At 67.8% G+C, this 24,703-nt stretch carries 23 protein-coding genes; 15 read left to right on the top strand and 8 right to left on the bottom strand.

What is annotated here, in order from left to right; translation table 11 throughout:
- Positions 1 to 34 precede the first annotated feature (34 nt).
- The 3 genes from BST17_RS14430 to BST17_RS14420 are packed head-to-tail and all read right to left on the bottom strand — an operon-like array spanning position 35 to position 2,480.
- The gene (locus BST17_RS14430) at positions 35 to 484 is read right to left on the bottom strand and encodes a PaaI family thioesterase (RefSeq protein WP_083059181.1); all 450 of its coding nucleotides are present in this window, start codon (positions 482 to 484) and stop codon (positions 35 to 37) included.
- Positions 481 to 1,263, bottom strand: coding sequence for an enoyl-CoA hydratase-related protein (locus BST17_RS14425; RefSeq protein ID WP_083059179.1), 783 nt, complete (start codon positions 1,261 to 1,263; stop codon positions 481 to 483). The genes BST17_RS14430 and BST17_RS14425 overlap by 4 nt, the downstream gene beginning before the upstream one ends.
- A complete protein-coding gene (locus tag BST17_RS14420; protein ID WP_083059177.1) occupies positions 1,260 to 2,480 on the bottom strand; it encodes a CaiB/BaiF CoA transferase family protein in 1,221 nt (406 codons plus the stop codon). The genes BST17_RS14425 and BST17_RS14420 overlap by 4 nt, the downstream gene beginning before the upstream one ends.
- Positions 2,481 to 2,664: 184 nt before the next feature.
- Between BST17_RS14420 and BST17_RS14415 the strand changes: the two genes are divergently transcribed.
- Positions 2,665 to 3,489, top strand: coding sequence for an IclR family transcriptional regulator (locus BST17_RS14415; RefSeq protein ID WP_234807679.1), 825 nt, complete (start codon positions 2,665 to 2,667; stop codon positions 3,487 to 3,489).
- A 97-nt stretch (positions 3,490 to 3,586) separates the two neighbouring features.
- Here the strand turns inward: BST17_RS14415 and BST17_RS14410 are convergent, their stop codons facing one another.
- Positions 3,587 to 3,877, bottom strand: a complete 291-nt coding sequence (locus BST17_RS14410) for a WhiB family transcriptional regulator (protein WP_083059173.1) — start codon at positions 3,875 to 3,877, stop codon at positions 3,587 to 3,589.
- 127 nt (positions 3,878 to 4,004) lie between these two features.
- Positions 4,005 to 4,151 carry a hypothetical protein gene (locus BST17_RS29295; RefSeq protein ID WP_165762277.1) on the bottom strand — a complete coding sequence of 49 codons (147 nt, stop codon included), beginning with the start codon at positions 4,149 to 4,151 and terminating at the stop codon, positions 4,005 to 4,007.
- A 125-nt stretch (positions 4,152 to 4,276) separates the two neighbouring features.
- Here BST17_RS29295 and BST17_RS14405 point away from each other — a divergent pair, with 125 nt between their 5' ends.
- The 3 genes from BST17_RS14405 (at position 4,277) to BST17_RS14395 (ending at position 6,981) form a co-directional block, all read left to right on the top strand.
- A complete protein-coding gene (locus tag BST17_RS14405; protein ID WP_083059171.1) occupies positions 4,277 to 5,107 on the top strand; it encodes a hypothetical protein in 831 nt (276 codons plus the stop codon).
- Positions 5,108 to 5,195: 88 nt separating this feature from the next.
- Positions 5,196 to 5,774: a sigma-70 family RNA polymerase sigma factor gene (locus BST17_RS14400; RefSeq protein WP_083059169.1), complete on the top strand. Its 579-nt coding sequence runs from the start codon at positions 5,196 to 5,198 to the stop codon at positions 5,772 to 5,774.
- Positions 5,767 to 6,981, top strand: coding sequence for an anti-sigma-D factor RsdA (locus tag BST17_RS14395; protein ID WP_083059167.1), 1,215 nt, complete (start codon positions 5,767 to 5,769; stop codon positions 6,979 to 6,981). The genes BST17_RS14400 and BST17_RS14395 overlap by 8 nt, the downstream gene beginning before the upstream one ends.
- A gap of 6 nt (positions 6,982 to 6,987) precedes the next feature.
- On the opposite strand, the gene BST17_RS14390 is transcribed toward BST17_RS14395, so the two are convergent.
- On the bottom strand, positions 6,988 to 7,392 hold the full coding sequence (locus BST17_RS14390; protein WP_083059165.1) for a DUF5319 domain-containing protein: 405 nt from the start codon (positions 7,390 to 7,392) through the stop codon (positions 6,988 to 6,990).
- Positions 7,393 to 7,558: 166 nt separating this feature from the next.
- Here BST17_RS14390 and guaB point away from each other — a divergent pair, with 166 nt between their 5' ends.
- The 7 genes from guaB (at position 7,559) to BST17_RS14355 (ending at position 16,794) form a co-directional block, all read left to right on the top strand.
- A complete protein-coding gene (gene guaB, locus BST17_RS14385) occupies positions 7,559 to 9,100 on the top strand; it encodes an IMP dehydrogenase (protein ID WP_083059163.1) in 1,542 nt (513 codons plus the stop codon).
- A gap of 54 nt (positions 9,101 to 9,154) precedes the next feature.
- Positions 9,155 to 10,291, top strand: a complete 1,137-nt coding sequence (locus BST17_RS14380) for a GuaB3 family IMP dehydrogenase-related protein (protein ID WP_083059161.1) — start codon at positions 9,155 to 9,157, stop codon at positions 10,289 to 10,291.
- 283 nt (positions 10,292 to 10,574) lie between these two features.
- Positions 10,575 to 11,663, top strand: a complete 1,089-nt coding sequence (gene chvE / locus BST17_RS14375) for a multiple monosaccharide ABC transporter substrate-binding protein (protein WP_083059159.1) — start codon at positions 10,575 to 10,577, stop codon at positions 11,661 to 11,663.
- The gene (gene mmsA / locus BST17_RS14370) at positions 11,660 to 13,192 is read left to right on the top strand and encodes a multiple monosaccharide ABC transporter ATP-binding protein (protein WP_083059157.1); all 1,533 of its coding nucleotides are present in this window, start codon (positions 11,660 to 11,662) and stop codon (positions 13,190 to 13,192) included. The genes chvE and mmsA overlap by 4 nt, the downstream gene beginning before the upstream one ends.
- Positions 13,189 to 14,418, top strand: coding sequence for a multiple monosaccharide ABC transporter permease (gene mmsB, locus BST17_RS14365; protein WP_234807678.1), 1,230 nt, complete (start codon positions 13,189 to 13,191; stop codon positions 14,416 to 14,418). The genes mmsA and mmsB overlap by 4 nt, the downstream gene beginning before the upstream one ends.
- 29 nt (positions 14,419 to 14,447) lie before the next feature.
- Complete coding sequence (galT, locus tag BST17_RS14360) at positions 14,448 to 15,554, top strand: galactose-1-phosphate uridylyltransferase (RefSeq protein WP_083059272.1); 1,107 nt, start codon at positions 14,448 to 14,450, stop codon at positions 15,552 to 15,554.
- Positions 15,555 to 15,606: 52 nt separating this feature from the next.
- Positions 15,607 to 16,794: a galactokinase gene (locus tag BST17_RS14355; RefSeq protein ID WP_083059155.1), complete on the top strand. Its 1,188-nt coding sequence runs from the start codon at positions 15,607 to 15,609 to the stop codon at positions 16,792 to 16,794.
- 1 nt (position 16,795) lies between these two features.
- On the opposite strand, the gene BST17_RS14350 is transcribed toward BST17_RS14355, so the two are convergent.
- Positions 16,796 to 17,701 (bottom strand): aldose 1-epimerase family protein, encoded by a 906-nt coding sequence (locus BST17_RS14350; protein WP_083059153.1) that lies wholly within the window; start codon positions 17,699 to 17,701, stop codon positions 16,796 to 16,798.
- Entirely contained in the window at positions 17,698 to 18,693 is a 996-nt protein-coding gene (locus BST17_RS14345) for a LacI family DNA-binding transcriptional regulator (protein ID WP_083059151.1), read from the bottom strand. The genes BST17_RS14350 and BST17_RS14345 overlap by 4 nt, the downstream gene beginning before the upstream one ends.
- A gap of 222 nt (positions 18,694 to 18,915) precedes the next feature.
- On the opposite strand from BST17_RS14345, the gene araB reads away from it, so the two are divergent.
- The 4 genes from araB to BST17_RS14325 all read left to right on the top strand — a co-directional run bounded on the left by araB (position 18,916) and on the right by BST17_RS14325 (position 24,638).
- Positions 18,916 to 20,631, top strand: a complete 1,716-nt coding sequence (gene araB / locus BST17_RS14340) for a ribulokinase (RefSeq protein WP_083059149.1) — start codon at positions 18,916 to 18,918, stop codon at positions 20,629 to 20,631.
- Positions 20,628 to 21,311 (top strand): L-ribulose-5-phosphate 4-epimerase, encoded by a 684-nt coding sequence (locus BST17_RS14335; RefSeq protein ID WP_083059147.1) that lies wholly within the window; start codon positions 20,628 to 20,630, stop codon positions 21,309 to 21,311. Before araB ends, BST17_RS14335 begins: the two co-directional genes overlap by 4 nt.
- Positions 21,311 to 22,810: an L-arabinose isomerase gene (gene araA / locus BST17_RS14330; RefSeq protein WP_083059145.1), complete on the top strand. Its 1,500-nt coding sequence runs from the start codon at positions 21,311 to 21,313 to the stop codon at positions 22,808 to 22,810. The genes BST17_RS14335 and araA overlap by 1 nt, the downstream gene beginning before the upstream one ends.
- Positions 22,811 to 22,892: 82 nt before the next feature.
- Positions 22,893 to 24,638, top strand: coding sequence for a GMC oxidoreductase (locus tag BST17_RS14325; protein ID WP_083059144.1), 1,746 nt, complete (start codon positions 22,893 to 22,895; stop codon positions 24,636 to 24,638).
- The last annotated feature ends 65 nt before the right edge of the window (positions 24,639 to 24,703 follow it).

Genomic DNA, 24,703 nt, shown 5'->3' with positions numbered 1-24,703 from the left:
TTGAGCTTTCAGAAAGGTTGTGGGGGAGGGAATGTCAGGACGGGTCGTGGCGGAACCAGGAGCCGGTGGCCAACGCGGCCAGCCGCCCGGAGTCGTCGTGGAGCGTGGATTCGAGTTGGACGACGCGCCGGCCGCCGTGCACGATGCGACCGGTGCACACGCTGTCGGTACGCACGGGTCGCATGAAGCGCACCGACATCTCGATGGTCGCGCCCGCGGACAGGTACTTGTTGCAGGCATGGCCCATGGAGATGTCGAGCACCGTGGTGAGCACCCCGCCGTGGATTCCGCCGCCGGCATTGCACAGATGCGGTGCGAACGGCAGCCGGACGGTGCACGACTTCTCGTCGTCGAGATAGTCGATGGACAGGCCGAGGAACGGGATCAGGAAGTAGCGTCCGAAGGCCGGTTCGGCGATGGCGGCGGCATGCTGGGCGGCCTCGACCGGGTCGGTCAGCCGGCGTCCGGGATCGATGGTGGTCATGACCAGGTGAACCTCGGCGGGCGCTTCTCCAGGAACGACCGCACGCCCTCGGCGTAGTCCTCGGTGTCGAACGAGGAGTTGCGGATGTCGATGGTCACCTGGTCATCGGTGGTCTGGCCGCCGAGCGCCAGGTTGACGATCCGCTTGGACGACCGGACGCTGAACTGGGCGCGGGTGGTGATCAGCCTCGCGAACTCGTAGGTGTGCTTCTCCAGGTCATCGCTGGAGATCAGTTCGTCGATCAGGCCGAGCCGCAACGCATCCTCGGCGTGTACATGCTGGCCGGAGAACAGGATCCACTTGGCCCGGGACGGCCCGACGGTGTCGATGAGCCGCTTGGTCGATTCCAGGCTGTAGACCAGACCCAGCTTTGCCGGGGTGATCCCGAACCGGGAATGCTCGTCGGCGAAACGGATGTCGCAGGCCAGCGCCAGTCCGCACCCGCCGCCGATGCAGTATCCGTGCACCATGGCGATCAGCGGCTTGGTGAATCCCTCCAGCGCATGCTCGGTGGCCGCGACATCCTCGTTGTAGGCCTTGGCGGAGGCGGCGTTGCCGCGGACCTGTTCGAACTCGCTGATGTCGGCGCCGGAGGCGAAGCTCCTGGTGCCGGCCCCGCGCAGCACGACGACCTTCACGGTGGGATCGGAGTCGAGTTCGGCGAAAACCTCGGGGAGACGGCGGTACATCCCCTGACTGATGGCGTTGTGGGTGTCGGGCTTGTTGAGGATGACGGTCGCTATCGCTTCGTCACGTTCCACCAGAATGTGGTCGCTCATTGGTGTCCTTCCTGGAGCTCGGCGTGGGCGTCGAACAAGATTCCTTCGGTGAACAGACGGTCGATCTCGGTGCGTTCGACACCGAGTTCGGTGAGCACGGACACGGTGTGCTGGCCGAGCCAGGGGGCCGGTGAGCGCACCTCGAACTCGAGGTCGGAGAACCGCGTCGGGGGTGCGATCGTCTTCATCGGCCCGATGATCGGGTGTTCCAGTTCGACGATCATCCCGCGGGCGCGCACATGCGGATCATCAAGTGTCTCTTGATAAGTGAGCACCGGGCCGCCGGGCACACCCGCCACGTCGAGGCGGTCCACCCAGTCGTTGGTGGGCAATGTGGTGGTGATGGCCTCGATCTCGACTTCGAGTTCGTCGATATGGGCCATACGTGCATCCAAGTCGATGAAGCGCGGGTCGTCGGCCCAATCCGGGCGTTTCAGTACATCGTTGATGAGTCGCAACCACAGCCGCTCGGTGTTGGCGCCGATGGTGACGTAACCGTCGGCGGTCCGGTAGGCCTGGTACGGAGTGGAGCGCCGGTGCCGGGTCCCGGTCTGGGCCGGCTGCTCGCCGCTGCCGAAGTAGGCACCGGATTCCCAGACTGTCCAGGCCAATCCGGCATCGACCAGGCCGATGTCGATGTACTGACCCTCGCCGGTCTGGCGGCGGTGCAGTTCGGCGGCCAGGACGGAGTAGATCGCGGTGGCGCCGGCGGCGATATCGTTGATCGCGATGCCGATCTTGGTGGGCCTGCCGTCGGGGTGGCCGGTCATCTGCAGGAATCCGCCGATGCCCTGAGCCATGATGTCGAACCCGGGGCGGTCGCGGTACGGGCCGGTCTGGCCGAAACCGCTGATCGAGCAGTACAGGATGTCGTCCCGGATCGTGCGGACGCTGTCGTAATCGATGCCCAGTCGTTTGGTGACCCCCGGGCGGAAGTTCTCGACGATCAAATCGGCCCCGGCGACCATGTCGAGGAACAGTTCCTTGCCGCGGGGGGACTTCAGGTCCAGCGCGACGGAGCGCTTGCTGCGGTTGGGCATCGCGAACGGATAGCTCTCGCCCTTGATCTTCGGGGCCATCCGTCGCGAATCGTCGCCGCTGCCTGGTTGTTCGATCTTGATGACATCTGCGCCGAGCTCGGCGAGCACCATCGTGCAGTACGGGCCCGAGAGAAACCTCGTGAGGTCGAGTACTCGGAAGCCGGTGAGGGATCGCATGTGTTCCTTCCGGTGGGATTCGTATCGGTTTCCGCATTGTGGGATATGCTTCACGCGATACGGAAAGATTAGGCAGTGAGCGGCATCACGTCAAGGCCGTTCTGCGTGCTGTGTCACGTAGACCGGATGGGCGGCCCACTGCGCTGGTGATGACGCGAGGGGAGAAGATGGCAGCGTGAATGGGGTGGAGAAGGCGGCTGAGTCGCAGCGCCGCAACGGTGTGCAGTCCATCGACCGGGCGGTCGCGATCCTGCGCTGTTTCGACGGGCGCAAGCCCGAACTGGGGATCAGCGAGCTGTCCCGGTCGACCGGCCTGTCGACGAGCACTGTGCACCGGTTGCTGGCGGCCATGCAGGAGAACCACCTGGTCCGCCAGACCGGCACCAAGCGCTATGGGTTGGGACCACTGTTGTTGCAGCTGGCCAACTCCGGTGCGATGCCGCGCAGCCTGCGCGAGGCCGCGCTGCCGTTCATGACCGACCTGCGTGACGAGTTCGACGAGACGATCGGGCTGCACGAACTGCTGGCCTCCGGGCAGCGCATCGTCGCCGCCCAGGTCGAGAGCCATCAGGAGCTGCGCCGGACCTACACCGACATCGGGGTGCCGATCCGGCTGGTCTACGGCGGGCCCGGTAAGGCGATCCTGTGCGCGCTACCTGAGGGGGAGTGGGCGACGCATCTGGCCGGTGCTATCGATTCGATCACCGCCAACACCACCGTCGACGTCGCCGAGGTCGACAGGGAGCTGCGGACGGCCCGGCTACGCGGCTACGCGCAGTCCCGTGGGCAACGCACGGTGGGCATAAGTGCAGTCGCCGCACCGGTTTTCGACCACACGCAGCGGGTGGTGGGGGCCATCGGGGCCTCGGTGCCCGAGGTGCGGATGTCCCCGGAGCGCGAGGATCTGATCGGCACCCGGGTGCGCGAGGTCGCCTGGAAGCTGTCAACGACGCTCGGCGCGACCGTCGACGGGGTACGCGAACTGGTGCCCGACATCAGGCTCGGCTGACGCCCGCCGGCGACGAGCAGACGCAAACTCCCCCGAAACCGGCCGATTTCGGGGGAGTTTGCGTCTGCTCGCGGGGATGGGGACAGGGACAGGGAGGCTAGGCGGTGCGGCGCATCCCGCGCTTGAGCAGGAGCTCGCGTTCGGATTCGGACAGGCCGCCCCAGATGCCGTAGGGCTCACCCACGGCCAGCGCGTGCGAGCGGCACTGCGCGATCACCGGGCACACCCGGCACAGTTCCTTGGCGCGCATCTCGCGCTGGGCGCGGGCGCGGCCCCGCTCACCGTCCGGGTGGAAGAACATCGAGGAATCGACTCCCCGGCAATGGCCCTTCATTTGCCAATCCCAGATATCGGCGTTGGGTCCGGGCAGTTGCTGCGGCTGTGGCATTGTGAAAACCCCTCTCTTCGCACCCATTTCGCGAAGACGCGTGCGTGCGTGAGTCGCGGAACTGAACCGAGTCCTTGTCGCCGATGACTACTCGTGCACACAACGTAGAAGCGCTACCGAAAAGTCGTCAATAGTCCGGCTCATCAGGAAAACGCATAACCGCAGGGTGCGAATTTACGTCACGTTCATCATGTTCACCTGCGAGCAATCCGAAGAGTGCTTCGCGATCGGGTTCGCAACGCCCTTCGGCACCGTTTTCCCAGTTCGCATCCATTCGGCCAAATGTGCGTGTCGGGCCCGGTTGATCTGTTCGTAACGTGGCGACCATAAAGAGTTAACCAAGGTCGAATTGGTCACGTTTTCCGGTCGTTGCCGGCGCATTGATAGCGTCCGGAGGCAATGACGACCAGGACAACGACCCCGACGGAGACCCCGGTGCGGACCCCGGCGACCGCAGTGTCGGCCACCCTGGCCGCGGCGGCGTTCGGCGGAAATCCGCAGCTCTGGCCGCTGCCGACGGCCTCGGCGCCGCACGACCGTTGGCTGCGCGCGGTCGCCGCGGGCGGCCAGGGTCACTACGGGGTGGCCCTCGCCGAACTCGACGAGATCCTGCGCACCGGCCACAGCGGCCCGGCCGCCTCGCTGGCGCACAGCACCCGGGCCTCATTCCTGCGCCAGCTCGGCGGTCACCGGATCGCGCGCGGCTGGGATGGCCGCGCGCTGGCGCAGGCGGGCACCGATGAGCAGGCCGCCGCGGATGCGATGGTCGGCCTGGCCGCCGATGCACTGGGCGTCGGGCGGCTGGCGACCTCGGCCCGGCTGCTGGCGCGGGCGGCCCGCCCGGCGGGGGCCGACCGGCAGTCGGTCCGGTTGCAGTGGGTGTCCGCGGAGCTGGCGATGGCCGCAGGAGACGGGACCACCGCGCGCGGGCACGCCGAGCGGTCCGTGGAGCTGTCCGACACGCTCGGGTCGGCCCGGCATCGCGTCAAGTCATCCGTGGTGCTGTCCGCCGCGCTGTGCTGCGCCGGTGACCTGCCGGGATCGCGGACGGTGGCGGACGCGGCGCTGGCGATGACGGAGGAATTCGGCCTGGTCCCGCTGCGTTGGGCCCTGGGGTGCCTGCTCGCCGACATCGGATCTGACACCCACCCGGCCGCCGCTGTCGTCGCCATCCGTGACGAGGCCGCCGATACAGTGCGACGCAGAGGCGGCGTGTGGTCGCGTCGCTGAACCGTTTCACCCTGTTGCGATCGTTAATGTTTGTCTGACGCACCCGTCCGGTTGCGTCCCATCCGTAACGCTGGAGAGATCACCCACGATGACCATTTCGGGAGAACGTCTCGATGCTGTCGTCGCTGAGGCTGTGGCAGGGGACCGGGACGCTCTCAGGGTGGTCTTGGAGACCATCCGCCCGATCATCGTCCGGTACTGCCGGGCGCGCATCGGGTCCGCCGAACGAAGTGGTCTGTCCGCAGACGACATTGCGCAGGAGGTGTGCTTGGCCGCCATCACGGCGTTGCCGCGCTACAGAGATCAGGGACGCCCGTTCCTGGCCTTTGTGTACGGCATTGCTGCGCACAAGCTCGCCGACGCCCACCGGGCCTCGGCACGCAACCGCGCCGAGCCCACCGACAATGTGCCCGAGCGGTTCTCCGGCGAGGCAGGTCCGGAACAGCTGGCCATCGACGCCGATGCGTCGGCCCGGATGGACAAGCTGCTCGCCATCCTGCCGGAGAAACAGCGCGAGATCCTGATCCTGCGCGTCGTCGTCGGCATGAGCGCAGAAGAGACCGCCGAAGCGGTCGGATCGACACCCGGCGCAGTGCGGGTCGCCCAGCACCGCGCCCTGGCCAAACTCAAATCGGAGATCTCGGGAGGAGGGGAACAATATGCCTGATTTCGGACGCTGGACCGCCAACGGCGGTGACCCCTCGCTCAACGACATCAACCGCGCCGACAAGTTCCTCGACGCACTGGCCGGCGAACAGCCGGTGTTCTCCACCGATCGCGCCGATGCCGAACTCGCCCAGCTGCTGTCGGGCTGGCGCGACGACGTCCGCCAGGTCCCGATGGACCACGTGGTGTCGCCCTCGCAGGCCACCGCCGCGCTGATCGACGCCACCAACCGTCCCGGTCGACGCAACCGGTTGGGACTGGCGGTCGTCGGGTCCGCGGCTGCCGCGGTGCTGTGTCTCGGCGGCGTCGGCACCGCGGTGTTCGCCGCCGGCCCGGGTGACGGCCTGTACGGCATCCGCACCATGATCTTCGGCGAGGAGCGCGCCACCCGCGACGACGCCGTGGTGTTGGCCGCCCAGACCGAGCTCGCGCAGGTGCAGCAGCTGGTCGACCAGGGGCAGTGGGATCAGGCCCAGGACAAGCTCGCCGCGCTGTCGTCCACCGTGCAGAGCGTCGGCCCGGTGGAACAGAAGCAGGACCTCATCGAACAGTGGAATGCGTTGACCTACAAGGTCGTCGAGCAGGATCCGGCCGCCACGCTGCCGCCGGTGGGTGAACCGATGCCGGTGCTCCCGCCGTCCCCGCTGACGCTGTTGCCGGTCCCGGTCATCGAGGAGACGCCCACCGTCACCACGACGACCCCGGGACCTGAGGTGCTGTCGACGACCACCACCGAGCCCAGCACGTCCGGGCCGGGCGCGTCAGAGCCGAGCGCGTCCGCCACGAGCACGTCGGCGACGAGTGCCTCGGACACCTCGGCGAGTCCGACCGAGACCACCCCGAGCACCTCGTCGCAGGCGCCGTCGACCACCACCTCCTCGCAGGCGCCGGCCACCACCACTGCGCAGGCGCCGTCGACCACCACCACGACCACGGTGGCACCATCGGCCACGACCACCACGGCGGCACCGTCGACCTCGACGCGCACGTCGGTCGCCACGACCACCACGACGGTGGCGCCGCCGGCAGCGACGACCGCGGCACCGAGCACGGCATCCGAGCCGGTGCAGCAGGAGGCACCCGGTCAGGCGCCGGTGGCCACCGAACCGGTCATCGAACCGGAGCAGGCGGACAGCGCTGAACCCGAGCAGTCGGCTCCGGCGGTCGTGACCACCACCACACCAGTGCCCGCGGGTGAGGACGGATAAGCCGATTCAGCGGAAGCCGTCGGGCTCCGTGGCCGCCTCGTTCAGCGAAGCATCGGCATAGCCGCGGCAGTAATCCCAGGTGACGTAGGCGTCGGGCTCGGGATCGTAGGCGGGCTCGTGCGGACGTACGGTGCCGTCGACCAGCAGCTGCAACAGGTTGGCGCGCAGCATGTCCCAATCGTGGTAGTGATCCTGCTGGCACTCGTCGCAGCACACCACCAGGCCGCGAATCCCTCTGTGCGCCAACAGCGCTTCGTACACCGCCAGATCGGCCAGATCCGCCTCGACCGCGCTGCGCTCCTGCGGATCGAGTGGCAGACCGGGCTCGATCGCGTCGAGTGCCGCCGACGGATCGGACGGGTCATCGGCGAACGGGTCAGGTGGCAGGCCCGGCGGGAGGTCATCACGCACGGATCTAGCCTACGCAGCCGCGCTGGCTTCGCGCCACCGGTTGCGCGGCGTGCCGCGCCGGGTTCGACGCGCCGTGGGTGCCCGTGGCGTGGGCACGAGCGTCCAGGTCAGTGCCGATAGGATGAGGTCTTGGTTTCACGACTTTTTGCTAGTGGAGGCTCCACCCATGTCGATCGCTGAAAGCAGCGTCCCGCTCGCCCTACCGGTGCCCACCGGCGGCGACGATCCGACCAAGATCGCGATGCTGGGCCTCACCTTCGATGATGTGCTGCTGTTGCCGGCGGCCTCGGACGTGGTGCCGGCCAACGTCGACACCTCCAGTCAGCTCACCAAACGCATCCGGTTACGGGTGCCGCTGGTCAGCTCGGCGATGGACACGGTCACCGAATCCCGGATGGCCATCGCGATGGCACGCGCCGGCGGCATGGGCGTACTGCACCGCAACCTCTCGATCACCGAACAGGCCGGCCAGGTCGAGACCGTCAAGCGCTCCGAGGCCGGCATGGTGACCGATCCGGTGACCTGCTCCCCGGACAACACCCTGGCCGAGGTCGACGCCATGTGCGCCCGGTTCCGCATCTCGGGCCTGCCCGTGGTGGACGCCCAGGGGGCGCTGGTCGGCATCATCACCAACCGCGACATGCGCTTCGAGGTGGACCAGTCCAAGCCGGTCTCCGAGGTGATGACCAAGGCGCCGCTGATCACCGCGCAGGCCGGGGTCTCGGCCGAGGCCGCGCTGGGCCTGCTGCGCAGGCACAAGATCGAGAAGCTGCCGATCGTCGACGGCAACGGCAAGCTCACCGGCCTGATCACGGTGAAGGACTTCGTCAAGACCGAGCAGTTCCCGCTGTCGACCAAGGACAGCGACGGCCGGCTGCTGGTCGGCGCGGCCGTCGGTATCGGTGACGACGCCTGGACCCGGGCCATGACATTGGTCGACGCCGGGGTCGACGTGCTGATCGTGGACACCGCGCACGCGCACAACCGCCTGGTCCTCGACATGGTCAGCCGGCTCAAGGCCGCCGTCGGTGAGCGGGTCGACGTGGTGGGCGGCAATGTCGCCACCCGCGCCGCGGCCGCCGCCCTCTGCGATGCCGGCGCCGACGCCGTGAAGGTCGGGGTCGGCCCCGGCTCGATCTGCACCACCCGCGTCGTCGCCGGGGTGGGTGCACCGCAGATCACCGCCATCCTGGAAGCCGTCACCGCCTGCTCGCGCAAGGGCGTCCCGGTGATCGCCGACGGCGGTCTGCAGTACTCCGGTGACATCGCCAAGGCGCTGGCCGCCGGTGCGTCCACGGCCATGCTCGGGTCGCTGCTCGCCGGTACCGCCGAGTCGCCGGGTGAGCTGATCTTCGTCAACGGCAAGCAGTTCAAGAGCTATCGCGGCATGGGCTCACTGGGCGCCATGCAGGGACGCGGCGCCGCCAAGAGCTTCTCCAAGGACCGCTACTTCCAGGACGATGTGCTCTCCGAGGACAAGCTGGTCCCCGAGGGCATCGAGGGACGGGTGCCCTTCCGTGGCCCGCTGGGCACCGTCATCCACCAGCTGACCGGCGGACTGCGGGCAGCCATGGGTTACACCGGGTCGGACACCATCGAGCACCTGCAGCAGGCGCAGTTCGTGCAGATCACGGCCGCGGGCCTGAAGGAAAGCCATCCGCACGACATCACCATGACCGTCGAAGCGCCGAACTACTACGCGCGCTGACGAGGCGCTTGCGCGAGGAATCGACAGACACAGCGGCCCGAAAGGCACCCCGACATGCGTGACATGGTTGAAATCGGCATGGGCCGAACCGCCCGCCGCACCTATGAACTCGACGACATCAACATCGTCCCGTCCCGGCGCACCCGGTCCTCCAAGGATGTCTCGACCGCGTGGCAATTGGACGCCTACCGCTTCGAGATCCCGGTGGTCGCGCACCCGACCGACGCCCTGGTATCGGTCGAGTTCGCCATCGAGATGGGTCGCCTGGGCGGCCTCGGCGTGCTCAACGGCGAGGGCCTGATCGGCAGGCATGCCGACGTCGAGGGCAAGATCGCGCAGGTCGTGGATGTCGCAGCCGGCGCGTCCGATGATTCCGCGGCGATCCGGCTGCTCCAGGAACTGCACGCCGCGCCCCTGGACCCCGAACTGCTCGGCGCGGCCGTCGCCCGCATCCGCGAATCCGGTGTCACCACCGCGGTGCGGGTCAGCCCGCAGAACGCCGCGGCGCTGACCCCGGCGCTGGTCGCGGCGGGCCTGGATCTGCTGGTCATCCAGGGCACCATCATCTCGGCCGAGCGTGTCGCCAACGACGGTGAGCCGCTGAACCTCAAGACCTTCATCTCCGAGCTCGACGTGCCGGTCGTCGCCGGCGGTGTGCTCGACCACCGCACCGCGCTGCACCTGATGCGCACCGGCGCGGCCGGCGTCATCGTCGGGTACGGATCCACCTCCGGGGTGACGACGTCCGACGAGGTGCTCGGCATCAGCGTGCCGATGGCCACCGCCATCGCCGATGCCGCCGCGGCACGGCGTGAATACCTCGACGAGACCGGCGGCCGGTACGTGCACGTGCTGGCCGACGGGGACATCCACACCTCGGGTGATCTGGCCAAGGCCATCGCCTGCGGCGCCGACGCCGTCGTCCTGGGCACCCCGCTGGCGGTCGCGCACGAGGCGCAGGGCGCGGGCTGGTTCTGGCCCTCGGCGGCCGCGCACCCCTCGCTGCCGCGCGGCGCGCTGCTGCAGGTCGGGCTCGCCGACCGGCCGCCCCTGGAACAGGTTCTCAACGGCCCGTCCGACGATCCGTTCGGCTCGCTGAATCTGGTCGGCGGTCTGCGCCGCTCGATGGCCAAGGCCGGCTACTGCGATCTCAAGGAATTCCAGAAGGTCGGCCTGACCGTCGACGGCTGAGAGTGCCGCATCGGCCGATGTTAAAGCTCACATCGGCGGGACACCGGACCGTGCGCTCACCGGCCCGTGGTGCATCGCCGGCCTGTGGCAATAGTGCGCTGTACTGCTGACATCCTGTGATCGGTCGCAGGGCCATTGACAACCAGTGAAGTGGCTCACATACTCATACCTTGATTGTTAACGTTCACATTCGGCACTCCGTTCGCGCGGAGCTGATCGCCCGATGTGGCGCATTCCGGACGTGGATCGCCCCGCGTCCGACGTCGATGGTCAAGGAGGATCGATGCGAAAGCTGTCCTGGTGGATCGCGCTGATGGTGGCCGCCGCCCTCGCCCTGGTGGGCTGTGGGCGGTCCACGGACACCGCGAGCGGCGGTGAGCAGGAGAAGGGCACCATCGGCATCGCCATGCCCACCAAGTCCTCCGAACGTTGGGTGGGCGACGGCCAGAACATGGTCGACCAGTTCCAGGCGCTCGGCTATCAGACCGATCTGCAGTACGGCGACGATGTGGTCCAGAACCAGGTCTCCCAGATCGAGAACATGATCACCAAGGGTGTCCAGCTCCTGGTCGTCGCGCCGATCGACGGTTCCTCGCTGACCAACATCCTGCAGCGCGCCGCGGATGCGGACATCCCGGTGATCAGCTACGACCGGCTGATCAAGGGAACTCCGAATGTCGACTACTACGCGACCTTCGACAACTTCCAGGTCGGCGTGCTGCAGGCGCAGTACATCGTCGACAAGCTCGGCGTCGCCGGCGGGGCCGGACCGTTCAACATCGAACTCTTCGCCGGTTCGCCCGACGACAACAACGCGACGTTCTTCTACGACGGCGCGATGAGCGTGCTGCAGCCGTACCTGGACAGCGGCAAGCTCGTCGTCCCCAGCGGCCAGCGGACCTTCGATCAGGTGGCGACCCTGCGCTGGGACGGTGGACTGGCGCAGTCGCGCACCGACAATCTGCTCAGCCAGGCCTACACCACGGCCCGCCTCGACGCCGTCCTGTCGCCCTATGACGGCATCTCCCGCGGTGTGATCTCGGCGCTCAAGAGTGCGGGATACGGCAACGCGGCCAAGCCGCTGCCCATCGTCACCGGACAGGACGCCGAAGTGGCCTCCGTGCAGTCGATCATCGCCGGCGAGCAGACCCAGACCGTCTTCAAGGACACCCGCAAGCTCGCCGAGGCGGCCGTCCAGATGTCCGACGCCGTGCTGACCGGTGGCACCCCGGAGGTCAACGACACCGAGACCTACGACAACGGTGACAAGGTGGTGCCCGCCTACCTGCTGGAACCGGTCAGCGTCGACAAGTCCAACTACCGGCAGGTGCTGCTCGACTCCGGCTTCTACACCCCGGACCAGTTGGGATGACCGGTACGCCACTGCTGGAGATGCGGGGGATCAGCAAGGAATTCCCCGGTGTGAAGGCACTGTCCGAGGTCGATTTGACCGTCGCGACCGGAACCATCCACGCGATCTGCGGGGAGAACGGCGCCGGGAAATCCACCCTGATGAAGGTGCTCAGTGGGGTCTATCCGCACGGCAGCTACGGCGGGGAGATCCTGTTCGACGGTGCGCCGTGCGCGTTCCGCGACATCCGATCCAGCGAGCGCTGCGGGATCGCCATCATCCACCAGGAACTGGCGCTGGTGCCCTATCTGTCGATCGCCGAGAACATGTTCCTGGGCAACGAGATAGCTCGCCACGGCGTGCTCAGCTGGCACAAGACCATGGAGCGGGCGCAGGCGCTGATGAACCGGGTCGGATTACAGGAGAGCCCGCAGACCCGGGTATCCGACATCGGCGTCGGCAAGCAGCAGCTCGTCGAGATCGCCAAGGCACTGTCCAAGGATGTGCGGCTGCTCATCCTCGACGAACCGACAGCGGCACTCAACGATTCGGACAGCCGACACCTGCTCGAGCTGATCGTCGGACTGCGCGAGCACGGCATCACCTCGATCATCATCTCGCACAAGCTCAACGAGGTGCTGCAGGTGGCCGACACCGTGACGACACTGCGCGATGGTCGCACCATCGGCACCGTGCCCGTCGATGACACGCTCACCGAGGACGCCATCGTCCGGGCCATGGTGGGCCGCGACCTGACCGACCGGTTCCCGGCGCGCGAAACCGACGGAATCGGCGATGTCGCCTTCTCCGTGGCCAATTGGACCGTTCGGCATCCGATCGATCAGCAGCGCAAGGTCGTCGACGATGTCACGCTCGACGTACGGGCGGGCGAGATCGTCGGCATCGCCGGCCTGATGGGTGCCGGACGCACCGAACTCGCGATGAGCGTCTTCGGCCGCTCCTACGGGCGCTACGAGAGCGGCAAGGTCTTCAAGGGCGACCGCGAGATCGATACCAGCACCGTGCCGCGCGCCATCGACAACGGCATCGCCTACGCCACCGAGGACCGAAAGACCCTGGGGCTGAACCTGATGGACAGCATTGCCACCAGCATCAGCCTGGCCTCGCTGGGCAAGGTCAGTCGCCGGTCGGTCATCGACCGTCACGAGGAGACGCGCGTCGGCGAGCGGTTCCGGACGTCGATGCGCATCAAGGCCGGCTCGGTGCAGACCGCCACCGGCAAGCTCTCCGGCGGCAATCAACAGAAGGTCGTGCTCAGCAAATGGCTGTTCACCGACCCCGACGTGCTGATCCTCGACGAGCCGACCCGCGGCATCGATGTCGGCGCCAAACACGAGATCTACCTACTGATCAACGAACTCGCCGCGCGCGGCAAGGCCGTTCTGGTCATCTCCTCGGAACTGCCCGAACTGCTGGGCCTGTGCGATCGGATCTACACCCTCAGCCAGGGCCGGGTGACCGGTGAGGTGCCGCGCGCCGATGCAACCCAGGAAATCTTGATGCACCACATGATGAAAGGCTCAGCGTGACCATCACCGCGAAACAACCCGCACCGCTGCGGCCGGACGTCCCACCGCCCGGAGGCGCCGGCAACGCGGTGACCCGCTTCCTGATGTCGCATGTGCGCCAGTCCGGGATGGTCGTGGCGCTCATCGCGATCCTGTTGCTGTTCGAGATCTGGACCGACGGCATCGTGCTCAAACCGCTCAACGTCACCAACATCATCCAGCAGAACGGATACATCCTGGTCCTCGCGATCGGGATGGTCATCGTCATCATCAACGGGCACATCGACCTGTCGGTGGGCTCGGTCGCCGCCTTCACCGGTGCGATGGCCGGCGTTCTGATGGTGCGCAGTGACATGCCCTGGCTGCTGGCCACCGTGCTCTGCATCGCCATGGGTGCGCTCATCGGTGCGTGGCAGGGCTTCTGGATCGCCTACGTCGGTATCCCGTCGTTCATCGTGACCCTCGGCGGCATGCTGATCTTCCGCGGCGCCACCCAGTACGTGCTCGAAGGTCAGTCCATCGCGCCGATGCCGCGCGGTCTGGAACAGATCAGCAGTGGATTCCTGCCCGAACTCGGCAACGCCGCGCTCTATCACTGGCCGACGGTGATCCTCGGCGGTATCGCCGCCGTCGCGGCCGTCGTCATGCAGATCCGGCGTCGCCGCGCGCAACTGCGGTACGGGCAAGAGGTGTCCGGTCGGGCCCTGTTTTTCGCCAAATGCGCAGGCATCGTCGCCGCCCTGGTCGCGGTGACGCTGCTGCTGGCGAGCTATCGCGGCGTCCCGATCGTCGGCATCATCCTGGTCGTCCTGACGTTGGTCTACGCATTCCTCATGCGCAACACGGTGTTCGGCCGTCAGGTCTACGCGGTGGGTGGCAATGCCGCGGCCGCCAGCCTTTCCGGGGTGCGCAACAAACGCGTCACCCTGCTGGTGTTCGTCAACATGGGAATGCTGGCCGCGGTGGCCGGCCTGCTGTTCGCCGCGCGACTGAATTCGGCCACCCCGCAGGCCGGTATCAACTTCGAGCTCGAGGCGATCGCCGCCGCATTCATCGGAGGTGCATCCTCCAGCGGCGGGGTCGGGACCGTGTTCGGCGCCATCATCGGTGGTCTGGTGCTCGGTGTGCTCAACAACGGCATGTCGATCCTGGGCATCGGCAGCGATGTGCAGCAGGTGATCAAGGGCCTGGTGCTGCTGGCGGCGGTCGGCTTCGACATCTACAACAAGCGCCGGGGCGGGCGGTAAACGCGGTGCCGGCTGCCATCGCGGGCACGGTGTCCAAGACCGTCACGACGCTGTCCGACGGGCGGCGCCTCATCTACTTCGACGAGGTCGACATCGCGGGCCGGATCCGTCGACGCGGCGGACTCACCGACACCCGGCACCTCGAACCCGCCACGTCTGCGGCGCAGTTGCGCTACGACGTGCTGACCGGGGAATGGGTCACCATCGCGGCCCAACGGATGAACCGGACCTTCCTGCCCGCTCGTGACGCCTCACCGTTGGCACCGACCAGACCCGGATCACCGCCGACCGAGATCCCCGCCGCCGAATATGACGTCGTGGTGTTCGAAAACCGTTTCCCGGCCTTGTCGCCACGGGCGGTCGCGACAGCGCCGGTCATCGATGGGGAGCCGCTGTGGCCACAGGCGCCGGGTCGGGGAGGTTGCGAGGTGGTGTGCTTCACCAGTGACCCGAACGCCTGTTTTGCAGATCTGTCACCCCGGCGGGTCCGCACCGTCATCGAGGCGTGGGCCGACCGGACCGCCGAACTCTCGGCGACACCCGGTGTGCAGCAGATCTTCTGCTTCGAGAACCGGGGCCGCGAGATCGGGGTGACGCTGACCCACCCGCACGGTCAGATCTACGCCTACCCCTTCCAGCCGCCCCGCACCCGTGCGCTGATCGCGCAGGCGCGCACGCACGCCGCCGCCACCGGGGGCAATCTGTTCGCCGATGTGCTGGCCGCCGAGCGACGATCGGGTCGCCGGATCCTGGTCGCCGGTGAGCATTGGACGGCCTTCGTGCCGGCCGCGGCCCGGTGGCCGCTGGAGATCCATCTCATGCCACACCGCGACATCCCCGACTTCTGCGCGCTCAGCGGCGCCGAACGCGGCGAACTCGCCGCGATCTACCTGCAGCTGCTGCAGCGGGTGGACCGTTTCTTCGAGGGCGTGGACCAGACGCCGTACATCGCGGCCTGGCACCAGGCACCACTGGGTGCGGACCGCCCGTTCGGGCGGCTGCACCTGCAACTGTTCTCGCTGATGCGCTCTCCCGGACGGATGAAGTATCTGGCCGGATCGGAATCCGCGGTGGGCGCGTGGGTCAACGACACCACCCCGGAACGGATCGCCGACCGGCTACGGGAGGTCGCATGAGCGTCGATGCCGGGGTCGCCCCGTGAGGACGACGACCTCACCACCGGTGCGCATGGTGAAACCGGTTGCGGTCGAACACCTCTGCGAGCGCGCCGACGACCTTTTCCAGGATCGGTTCGGCGGTGCCCCCGACGGAGTGTGGGTCGCCCCGGGCCGGGTCAACCTGATCGGCGAGCACGTCGACTACATCGGTGCGCCGACGATGCCGTTCGCATTGCCCTACGCGACCGCGGTCGCGGTCCGGGTGCACCAACGTGACGAGCTGCGACTGGTGTCCTCCGACCACGACGATGCCTGGGTCGGGCGCGGTTCCGACATCGGGCCACGACAGCCCACCGGCTGGCCCGGCTATGTCGCCGGCGTGCCGTGGGCCATGACCTACCACGCCACGATCGCGGCGATGCCCGGTCTGGACATCGCCGTGCACTCATCGGTGCCACCGGGGGCCGGCCTGTCCAGTTCGGCTGCGCTGGAGACCGCGGTCGCGCTGGCGATCGCCGAACTGGTGGGCGCGGCCACCGACGACGCCGGACGCCGGACGCTGGCCCGGGACTGCATCACCGCCGAGAACATCGTCGTGGGCGCGGCCACCGGCGGTATGGACCAGTCCGTCGCGCTGCGGGCCCGGGCCGGCCACGTGATGCTGTTGGACTGCAGTACCTTCTCCACCGAGTATCTGCGGATGGATTGCGCCGCAGTGGGATTGGCCCTGTTGGTGATCAACACCAACGCACCGCACCGGCTGGTGGACGGCAGCTACGGTCTGCGACGCTCCCGGGTGGAACGGATGTGCGCACGCATCGGGCGCAAGGCACTGTACGGCAGCGACGATGTCGAGGCGGTACTCAACTGTGTCGACACCGACGACCCGACGATGCGGGGCGCGTTGCGTCACGTGCTCACCGAGAACCGGCGGGTGGCGGCGGTCGCCGCGGCCCTGCGCGCCGGTGACATCGCCGCGATCGGAGCGCACCTCACCGCCTCGCACGCGTCGCTGCGCGACGACCTGGTGGTCAGTTCGCCGGAGTTGGACTGCGCCGTGGATGCCGCGCTGGGCGCCGGTGCGTTCGGCGCCCGGATGATCGGCGGCGGATTCGGCGGTTCGGCGCTGGCGCTGGTCAGGGCCGACCGGGTCGGTATCACGATGGAAGCGGTGCGCTGGGCCGCCGAGGATCGCGGCCTGCCTGCCCCCGACTTCCTGCACGCCATCCCGAGCGGAGCGGCGCGGCGCGTCTGCTGACTCAGCCGTAGCGGATCATCCACGACGCCGACCACGCCGAACCGGGTTCCACCCAGCGCACGCCCGCGCCGCTGTTGAAGGCATCGGCGGGCGCGGTCATCGGCTCGATGGCGACCGCCGTCGTCATGCCGGCCTGCGTCCGGTACGACCGTGTGATGAACACGTGCACATACCCGAATTGCTCATCGGCCCACAGCGATACGGTGCGTCCGTCCGGTGCGCGCAGGCGGTGGGTACTCCCACCGTCGACGATGTGCAGGTCGGTGAATGAATCGTCGAGATCCAGATCGGCGACCCGGCGCCCGGTACGCAGATCCCACCGGCTGTCCCGGACATCGCTGGTCCCCACCGGGATCAGGCGCTCGTCGACGTCGATGTGCGTGTCGGCGGCCACCGACAGGGTCAGCTCGCCGGTCGGGACGTCGCCGAGGCACAGGAACGGGTGCGCACCGAATCCGACCGGCGCAGCGGCGTTCCCGGCATTGATCACCGTGTGGGTGACGTGCAGGGCGTCGTCGGCAACCGTATAGCGCACCCGGGTATCCAACCGGAACGGATAGCCGTGCTGCGGATAGACCTCGGCAGCCAGCGTCACCGCCGCGGGGGTGTGCTCCAGTGGTCGGTACGGGGTGAAGCACAACAACCCGTGCAGGGCATTACCCCGCTCGGGTTCGGTCACCGCGAGCTGCTGTTGCCGACCCCGGTAGGTCCACACCCCGTCGCGGACCCGATTGGTCCACGGCATCAGGACGATACCGGAGTAGTAGGGCCGCAACACATCTGACCGGAACCCCGGGGTCAACGACACCCCGGCAACGGACAGTTGCCGAAGGCCCGCCCCGACGGCGGTGATCACCGCATGTGTCGAACCGGAGTGCAGCGCATACTCCGTCCCGTGTGCGCTCACGCGGGCGCTGCGGTGCTGTCCCGCACGATCAGATCCGATGGCAGCAGTTCGCTGGAGCACTGTTCGCCGGACAGTTGGGCTTTCACCATGGCGATGGCCTCGTGGCCGACCGCGGCGAAGTCCTGCCGGATGGTGGTCAACGCCGGAATCAGATAGGGGGCCTCGGGGATATCGTCGAACCCGACGATGCTGACATCCTGGGGCACCCGGCGTCCCGCCTCGGCCAAGGCGTGCAGCACCCCGATCGCGGTGTGGTCGTTCGCGGCGAACACGGCGGTGATCGTGCGGTCCGCGGCGACGTCGCGGCCGAGCGCATAGCCCCGTGCGGCGCTCCAGTCGCCTTTCCACTCCGGGCGGGGTGACAGCCGGGCGGCCAGCATGGCGTCGAGGTATCCGCGGGTGCGGCCGTGCGCCTCCGGCCAGCCGTCCGGTCCACTGACATGGGCGATGTCGCGGTGGCCGAGATCGATCAGGTGCTGGGTGGCCAGCCGGGCCGCCGCCACCTGGTCGACGCCGACCGATGTTCCCGACCCGCTGAGGTCACCCTCCACGACGATCACCGGCACACCGAAATCCTCGCCGTAGACCACATTGAGGGCATCCTGTTGTGCGGCGATCATCACGACGGCCTCCACGGCAAGTCGCGAGAGGTGGTCGAGCGCACCGCGGATCTCCTGCCGGGTCACCGCGGCCAGCGTCACCGAGCTGGAGAAGAAGCCGGCCTGGCGGGCGGACTCCTCGACCGAGCGCTGAATGCTGGACGGGCCGTATTGCGCCGTGCTGGAACCGATGATGCCGATGATGCCGGACCGGCTGGTGACCAACGCCCGTGCGGCGCTGTTCGGGCGGTATCCGAGCTGAGCGATCGCATGTTCCACCCGCGCCCGAGTTTCCGGACGGATGCTGCCCGCACCGTTGATGACCCGCGACACCGTCTGGTGTGACACCCCGGCCAGTCGGGCGACGTCGGACATGACGGGCTTGCGGCTCACGGCTCCATTATTGCCGCCGGTCATCGGTCCGCCGGTGCCGGGACACGCGCAACGGTGTGCGCGTCGATCCTTGTTGGTGCCGACGACGCCGGCCAGTCCATCATTCGAGTATGTTAACGATCACTAAATGCCGCGGTCAACACCTCAGACCGGTTTTACCAGTGGGTTTCGCAGGCAGGGGCGTGTTGACCGCCGCCCAATGTTCACGTTAACATTTTGCTTGTGAGTCAGGACACACCGCGCGGGGCGGCGCCATCGAGCGCGCACAAGTATGTGGTCGGCATCGACTTCGGCACCTTGTCCGGCAGGGCATTGGTGGTCCGGGTCGCCGACGGGCGGGAACTCGCGGCCGCCGAGCATGCCTACCGGCACGGGGTGCTGACCGAGGAGTTGCCCGGGCAGCGCGGGGTACGTCTTCCGCCCGACTACGCCCTGCAGGTACCCGAGGACTATGTGGACGTGCTGCGGTACGCGGTGCCCGAGGCGGTTGCCGCGGCGGGCATCGACCCGGCCGACGTCATCGGCGTCGGTACGGATTTCACCGCGTGCACCATGGTCGCGGCCCGCCGCGACGGCACACCGCTCTGCCAATTGCCCGAATTCGCCGATCGCCCGCACGCCTATGCGAAGCTGTGGCGCCATCACGCCGCCCAGCCACAGGCCGACCGCATCAATGCGCTGGCCGCCGAGCGGGCCGAGGCCTGGCTGCCCCGGTACGGCGGATTCATCTCCAGCGAATGGGAATTAGCCAAGGGGCTGCAGATCCTGGACGAGGATCCCGAGATCTATGCGGCGATCGACGCCTTCGTGGAGGGGGCCGACTGGATCGTCTGGCAGCTCACCGGCCGTTACGTGCGCAACGTCAGCACGGCCGGCTACAAGGCGATCCGACAGGACGGCGCCTACCCGACGCGTGAGTTCCTGGCGGCTCTGGATCCGGCCTTCGCCGATTTCGTCGCCGACAAGATCGAGCAACCCATCGCGGCCCTCGGTGCCGCTGCCGGCACGCTGACGGCCCAGGCCGCCGCCTGGACGGGGCTGCCCGCCGGAATCGCGGTGGCGGTGGGCAACATCGACGCGCACGTCACCGTCGCGGCTGCCGACGCCGCCGAACCGGGCCGTCTGGTCGCCATCATGGGCACCTCGACATGTCATGTGATGAACGGTCGAGAGGTGCGGCATGTCCCCGGGATGTGTGGCGTGGTCGACGGCGGAATCACCATGGGGCTGTGGGGTTATGAGGCCGGCCAATCGGGCGTGGGGGACATCTTCGCCTGGTTCATCGAGAACAACGTGCCCGAGCAGTTCGTACGCGCCGCCGCCGCACAGGGCATCTCCGTTCACGAGCACCTCTCCGCGCTGGCCGCCCGCCAGCAGATCGGCCGGCACGGACTGGTCGCGCTGGACTGGCACAGCGGTAACCGCTCGGTGCTCGTCGATCATCACCTGTCCGGGGTGATCGTCGGGCAGACACTGGAGACCACCTGCGTCGACCAGTACCGGGCGCTGCTGGAGGCGACCGCATTCGGGACCCGGATGATCATCGAGACATTCGTCGGCGCAGGCGTTCCGGTCGACGAACTGGTGGTGGCCGGTGGACTCATGAAGAACCACCTACTGATGCAGATCTACGCCGACGTCACCGGCCTGCCGCTGTCCTGCGTGACCTCGGCGCAGGCGCCGGCCTTGGGCGCCGCCATCCATGCCGCCACCGCCGCCGGCGTCTATCCGGACGTCCCGACCGCCTCGGCGCGGATGGGTGGACGAACGGCCAACGCGTTCATGCCGATTGCCGAGAACGTGGCCCGCTACGACGCGCTCTATGCCGAATATGTCGCGCTGCACGAATGGTTCGGCCGCGGCAACCCGATGATGCGCCGGCTGCGCGCACTGCGTGCGGCGGCCGCCGACGACGAGAAGGTGGGAGTCGCCCGATGACGGTGACATCGGAAGTCTCGCAGATCATCACCGATCTGCGACGCCAGGTGTGCGAGCTGCACACCGAACTGATCCGCTATCAGCTGGTGATCTGGACCGCAGGCAATGTCTCGGCCCGGGTGCCCGGTCGGGATCTCATGGTGATCAAACCCTCCGGGATCTCCTACGATGCAATGCAACCCGAGCACATGGTGGTCTGCACGTTGGACGGCGAGCTCGTCGACGGGGACCTCGCGCCCTCCTCGGATACCGCCGCGCACGCGTATGTCTACCGGCACATGCCCGAGGTCGGCGGGGTGGTGCACACGCACTCCACGTACGCCACCGCCTGGGCGGCGGCCGGGGAGCCGATCCCGTGTGTGCTGACCATGATCGCCGACGAGTTCGGCGGCGACATCCCGGTCGGTCCGTTCGCGCCGATCGGCGATGACTCGATCGGCCGCGGCATCGTGGAAACACTGCGCAGCAGCAGATCCGCGGCGGTGCTGATGCGCAGTCACGGCCCGTTCACCATCGGTCCGACGGCCCTGGCGGCGGTGAAGGCCGCCGTCATGCTCGAGGACGTCGCCCGCACCGCGTTCATCAGCCGTCAGCTCGGCAGTCCCGAAGCGCTGCCGGGCGCGGCCGTCACCGCCCTGTTCGAGCGCTACCAGAACGTCTACGGCCAGAAAGAAGACTGATGTCACAACCGCAAGAGATCTGGTTCGTCACCGGCAGCCAGTCGCTGTACGGCCAGGAAATCCTGGACCAGGTCGCCGAACAGTCGCGCAGTATCGCCGACCGGCTCGACGCCAGCCCGGACCTGCCGACGGCAGTGGTGTGGAAACCCGTGGTCACCGAAGCAGATTCGATCTACCGGTTACTGAGTGACGCCAGCGCCGACGACACCTGCATCGGCGTCATCGCCTGGATGCACACGTTCTCGCCGGCCAAGATGTGGATCCGCGGCCTGAACGCGTTGCGCCGCCCGCTGCTACACTTCCACACCCAGTTCGGTGTCGAGATCCCCTGGGACACCATTGACATGGACTTCATGAATTTGAACCAGGCGGCGCACGGTGACCGCGAGTTCGGCTACATCCAAACCCGGTTGGCGGTGTCCCGGGCCACCATCGCCGGCCACGTGGACAACGCCGAGACGACGACGCGTATCGGGTCCTGGGCGCGCGCGGCGCTGGCGGCAGCCGATCTGCGTGGTCTGCGACTGGCCCGATTCGGGGACAACATGCGCGATGTCGCGGTCACCGAGGGCGACAAGGTGGAGGCCGAGTCGCGGTTCGGCGTCTCGGTGAACTCCTACTCGATCAACGATCTGGTGGCCTCCGTCGAGGCCGCGGCAGACACCGACATCGACAAGCTCGTCGAGGAATACCAGGACCGCTACCGGGTCGCCGACGAGCTGTGTCGCGGCGGCGCCCGGCACGACACCCTGCGGGAGGCCGCGCGGATCGAGATCGGCCTGCGGCAATTCCTCGAAGACGGGCGCTTCGGTGCGTTCACGACCAACTTCGAGGATCTCGGTGGGCTGCGCCAGCTGCCCGGGATCGCCGTGCAACGCCTGATGGCCGACGGCTACGGCTTCGGAGCCGAGGGTGATTGGAAGACCGCCGCCATGGTCCGGGCCGTCAAGACGATGTCGCGCGGACTGCCCGGTGGCACGTCCTTCATGGAGGACTACACCTATGACCTGACCCGCGGCGCGGAGACGATCCTGGGAGCCCACATGCTCGAGGTGTGTCCGAGCATCGCCGCACAGACCCCGACCGTGGAAGCGCACCCACTGGCCATCGGCGGCCGCGAAGACCCGGTCCGGATGCGGTTCACGGCGGCGCCCGGGGACGCGGTGGTGCTGGGCATCTGCGATCTGGGCGGGCGATTCCGGCTGGTCGCCAACGAGGTGCGGGTCATCGAGCCGCCCGCCCCGCTGCGCAGCCTGCCGGTGGCCTGTGCGGTGTGGGAGCCGCAGCCCTCATGGTCGACCTCCACCGAGGCCTGGCTGATGGCCGGCGGGCCGCACCACACGGTGCTGACCAGCGCGGCACCGCTGTCGGCGCTGCGAGATCTGTCGATGATCCTCGGAACCGAACTGGTCACCATCGGCGCGGGCACCGAGCCGTACGGTTTCCAGCGGGAGTTGCGGTGGAACGCGGTCTATCACCATTTGGCGGACGGGCTGTGAGCGGCAGGGCCGACGACATTTCCTTTACAAGTTAGGGCTCCCTGTCTAGCTAGTTACCCATCGGTAGGTCCATAATGGCGTCATGCAGCCCGATTACGACGTTCTGATCATCGGCTCAGGATTCGGCGGCAGTGTCAGCGCCCTGCGGCTCACCGAGAAGGGGTACCGCGTCGGTGTGCTTGAGGCCGGTCGACGGTTTGCTGACGCCGACTTCGCCAAGACCTCGTGGAACCTGCGCAAGTTCCTGTGGGCACCGCAGTTCGGCATGTACGGCATCCAGCGCATCCATCTGCTGCGCAACGTGATGATCCTGGCCGGCGCCGGTGTCGGCGGCGGCTCCCTGAACTACGCGAACACGCTCTACGTCCCGCCCGCGCCGTTCTTCAACGACCCGCAGTGGAGGGACATCACCGATTGGCAGTCCGAGTTGCTGCCGCACTACGACCAGGCCAAGCGCATGCTCGGCGTGGTCACCAATCCGACGTTCACCGACGCCGACCGGATCATGAAGGAGGTCGCCGACGACATGGGCGTCGGGGACACCTTCGTGCCGACCCCGGTCGGCGTGTTCTTCGGCGAGAACGGCGAGAAGACACCGGGTAAGACCGTGCCCGACCCGTACTTCGGCGGTGCCGGGCCATCGCGCACCGGTTGTATCGAATGCGGTGAATGCATGACCGGCTGCCGGCACGGCGCCAAGAACACGCTGCTGAAGAACTACCTCGGCCTGGCCGAGAGCGCCGGCGCGCAGGTGCACCCGCTGACCTCGGTGCGCGAGTTCTCCCAGCGCCCCGACGGCGTCTGGGAGGTGCACACCGTGCGCACCGGCGGCAAGCTGCGCCGCCGCAAGAAGACGTTCACCGCCAACCATCTGATCCTGGCGGCCGGTACCTACGGCACCCAGAAGCTGCTGTTCCGGATGCGGGACCACGGAAAACTGGACAAGCTGTCGCCCCGGCTGGGCGTGCTGACCCGCACCAACTCGGAGTCGATCGTGGGGGCCGGGCGGCTCACCGTCGGCGACGACCTCAACCTGACCCAGGGCGTGGCCATCACCTCGTCGATCCACCCGACCGCCGACACCCACGTCGAGCCGTGCCGGTACGGCAAGGGGTCCAACGCGATGGGTCTGCTGCAGACGCTGATGACCGACGGCACCGGCCCCGAGGGCACCGACGTGCCGCGCTGGAAACAGTTGCTGGAGACCGCCCGCAACGACCGGCGGGGCACCTTGCGACTGCTCAATCCGCGACGCTGGAGTGAGCGCACCATGATCGCGCTCGTCATGCAGCACCTGGACAACTCGATCACGACGTTCACCCGCAAGACCTGGTTCGGGTACCGCATGCTCGACAGCAAGCAGGGCCACGGCCTGCCCAACCCGAGCTGGATCCCGGCGGGCAACGAGGTCACCCGCCGCATCGCCGAGAAGATCGACGGGGTGGCCGGCGGTACCTGGGGCGAGTTGTTCAACATCCCGCTCACCGCGCACTTCCTCGGTGGCGCGGCGATCGGCGACAGCCCCGAGCACGGCGTCATCGATCCCTACCACCGCGTCTACAACTACCCGACGCTCTATGTCACCGACGGTGCCGCGATCTCGGCGAACCTCGGCGTGAACCCGTCGCTGTCGATCACCGCGCAGGCCGAGCGGGCCGCCGCGCTGTGGCCGAACAAGGGTGAGGCCGATCTGCGTCCGGCGCAGGGCGAGCCCTACCGTCGGCTGGACCCGATCGAGCCGGTCAAACCGGTGGTGCCGGTCGAGGCCCCCGCGGGGCTGCGTCGGCTGCCCATCACCCCGGTCTCGAAGCTGACGCCCTCTGCATAGAACCACGCAGCGACGGTGCGCTCAGATCGAGAACCTCGCGGTTTTCTCGATCTGAGCGCACCGTC

The organism is Mycolicibacterium bacteremicum (genome assembly GCF_002086115.1).
In the GTDB taxonomy this organism is placed as follows: Bacteria; Actinomycetota; Actinomycetes; order Mycobacteriales; family Mycobacteriaceae; genus Mycobacterium; species Mycobacterium bacteremicum.
This window is presented reverse-complemented; position numbering and strand designations above follow the sequence as displayed.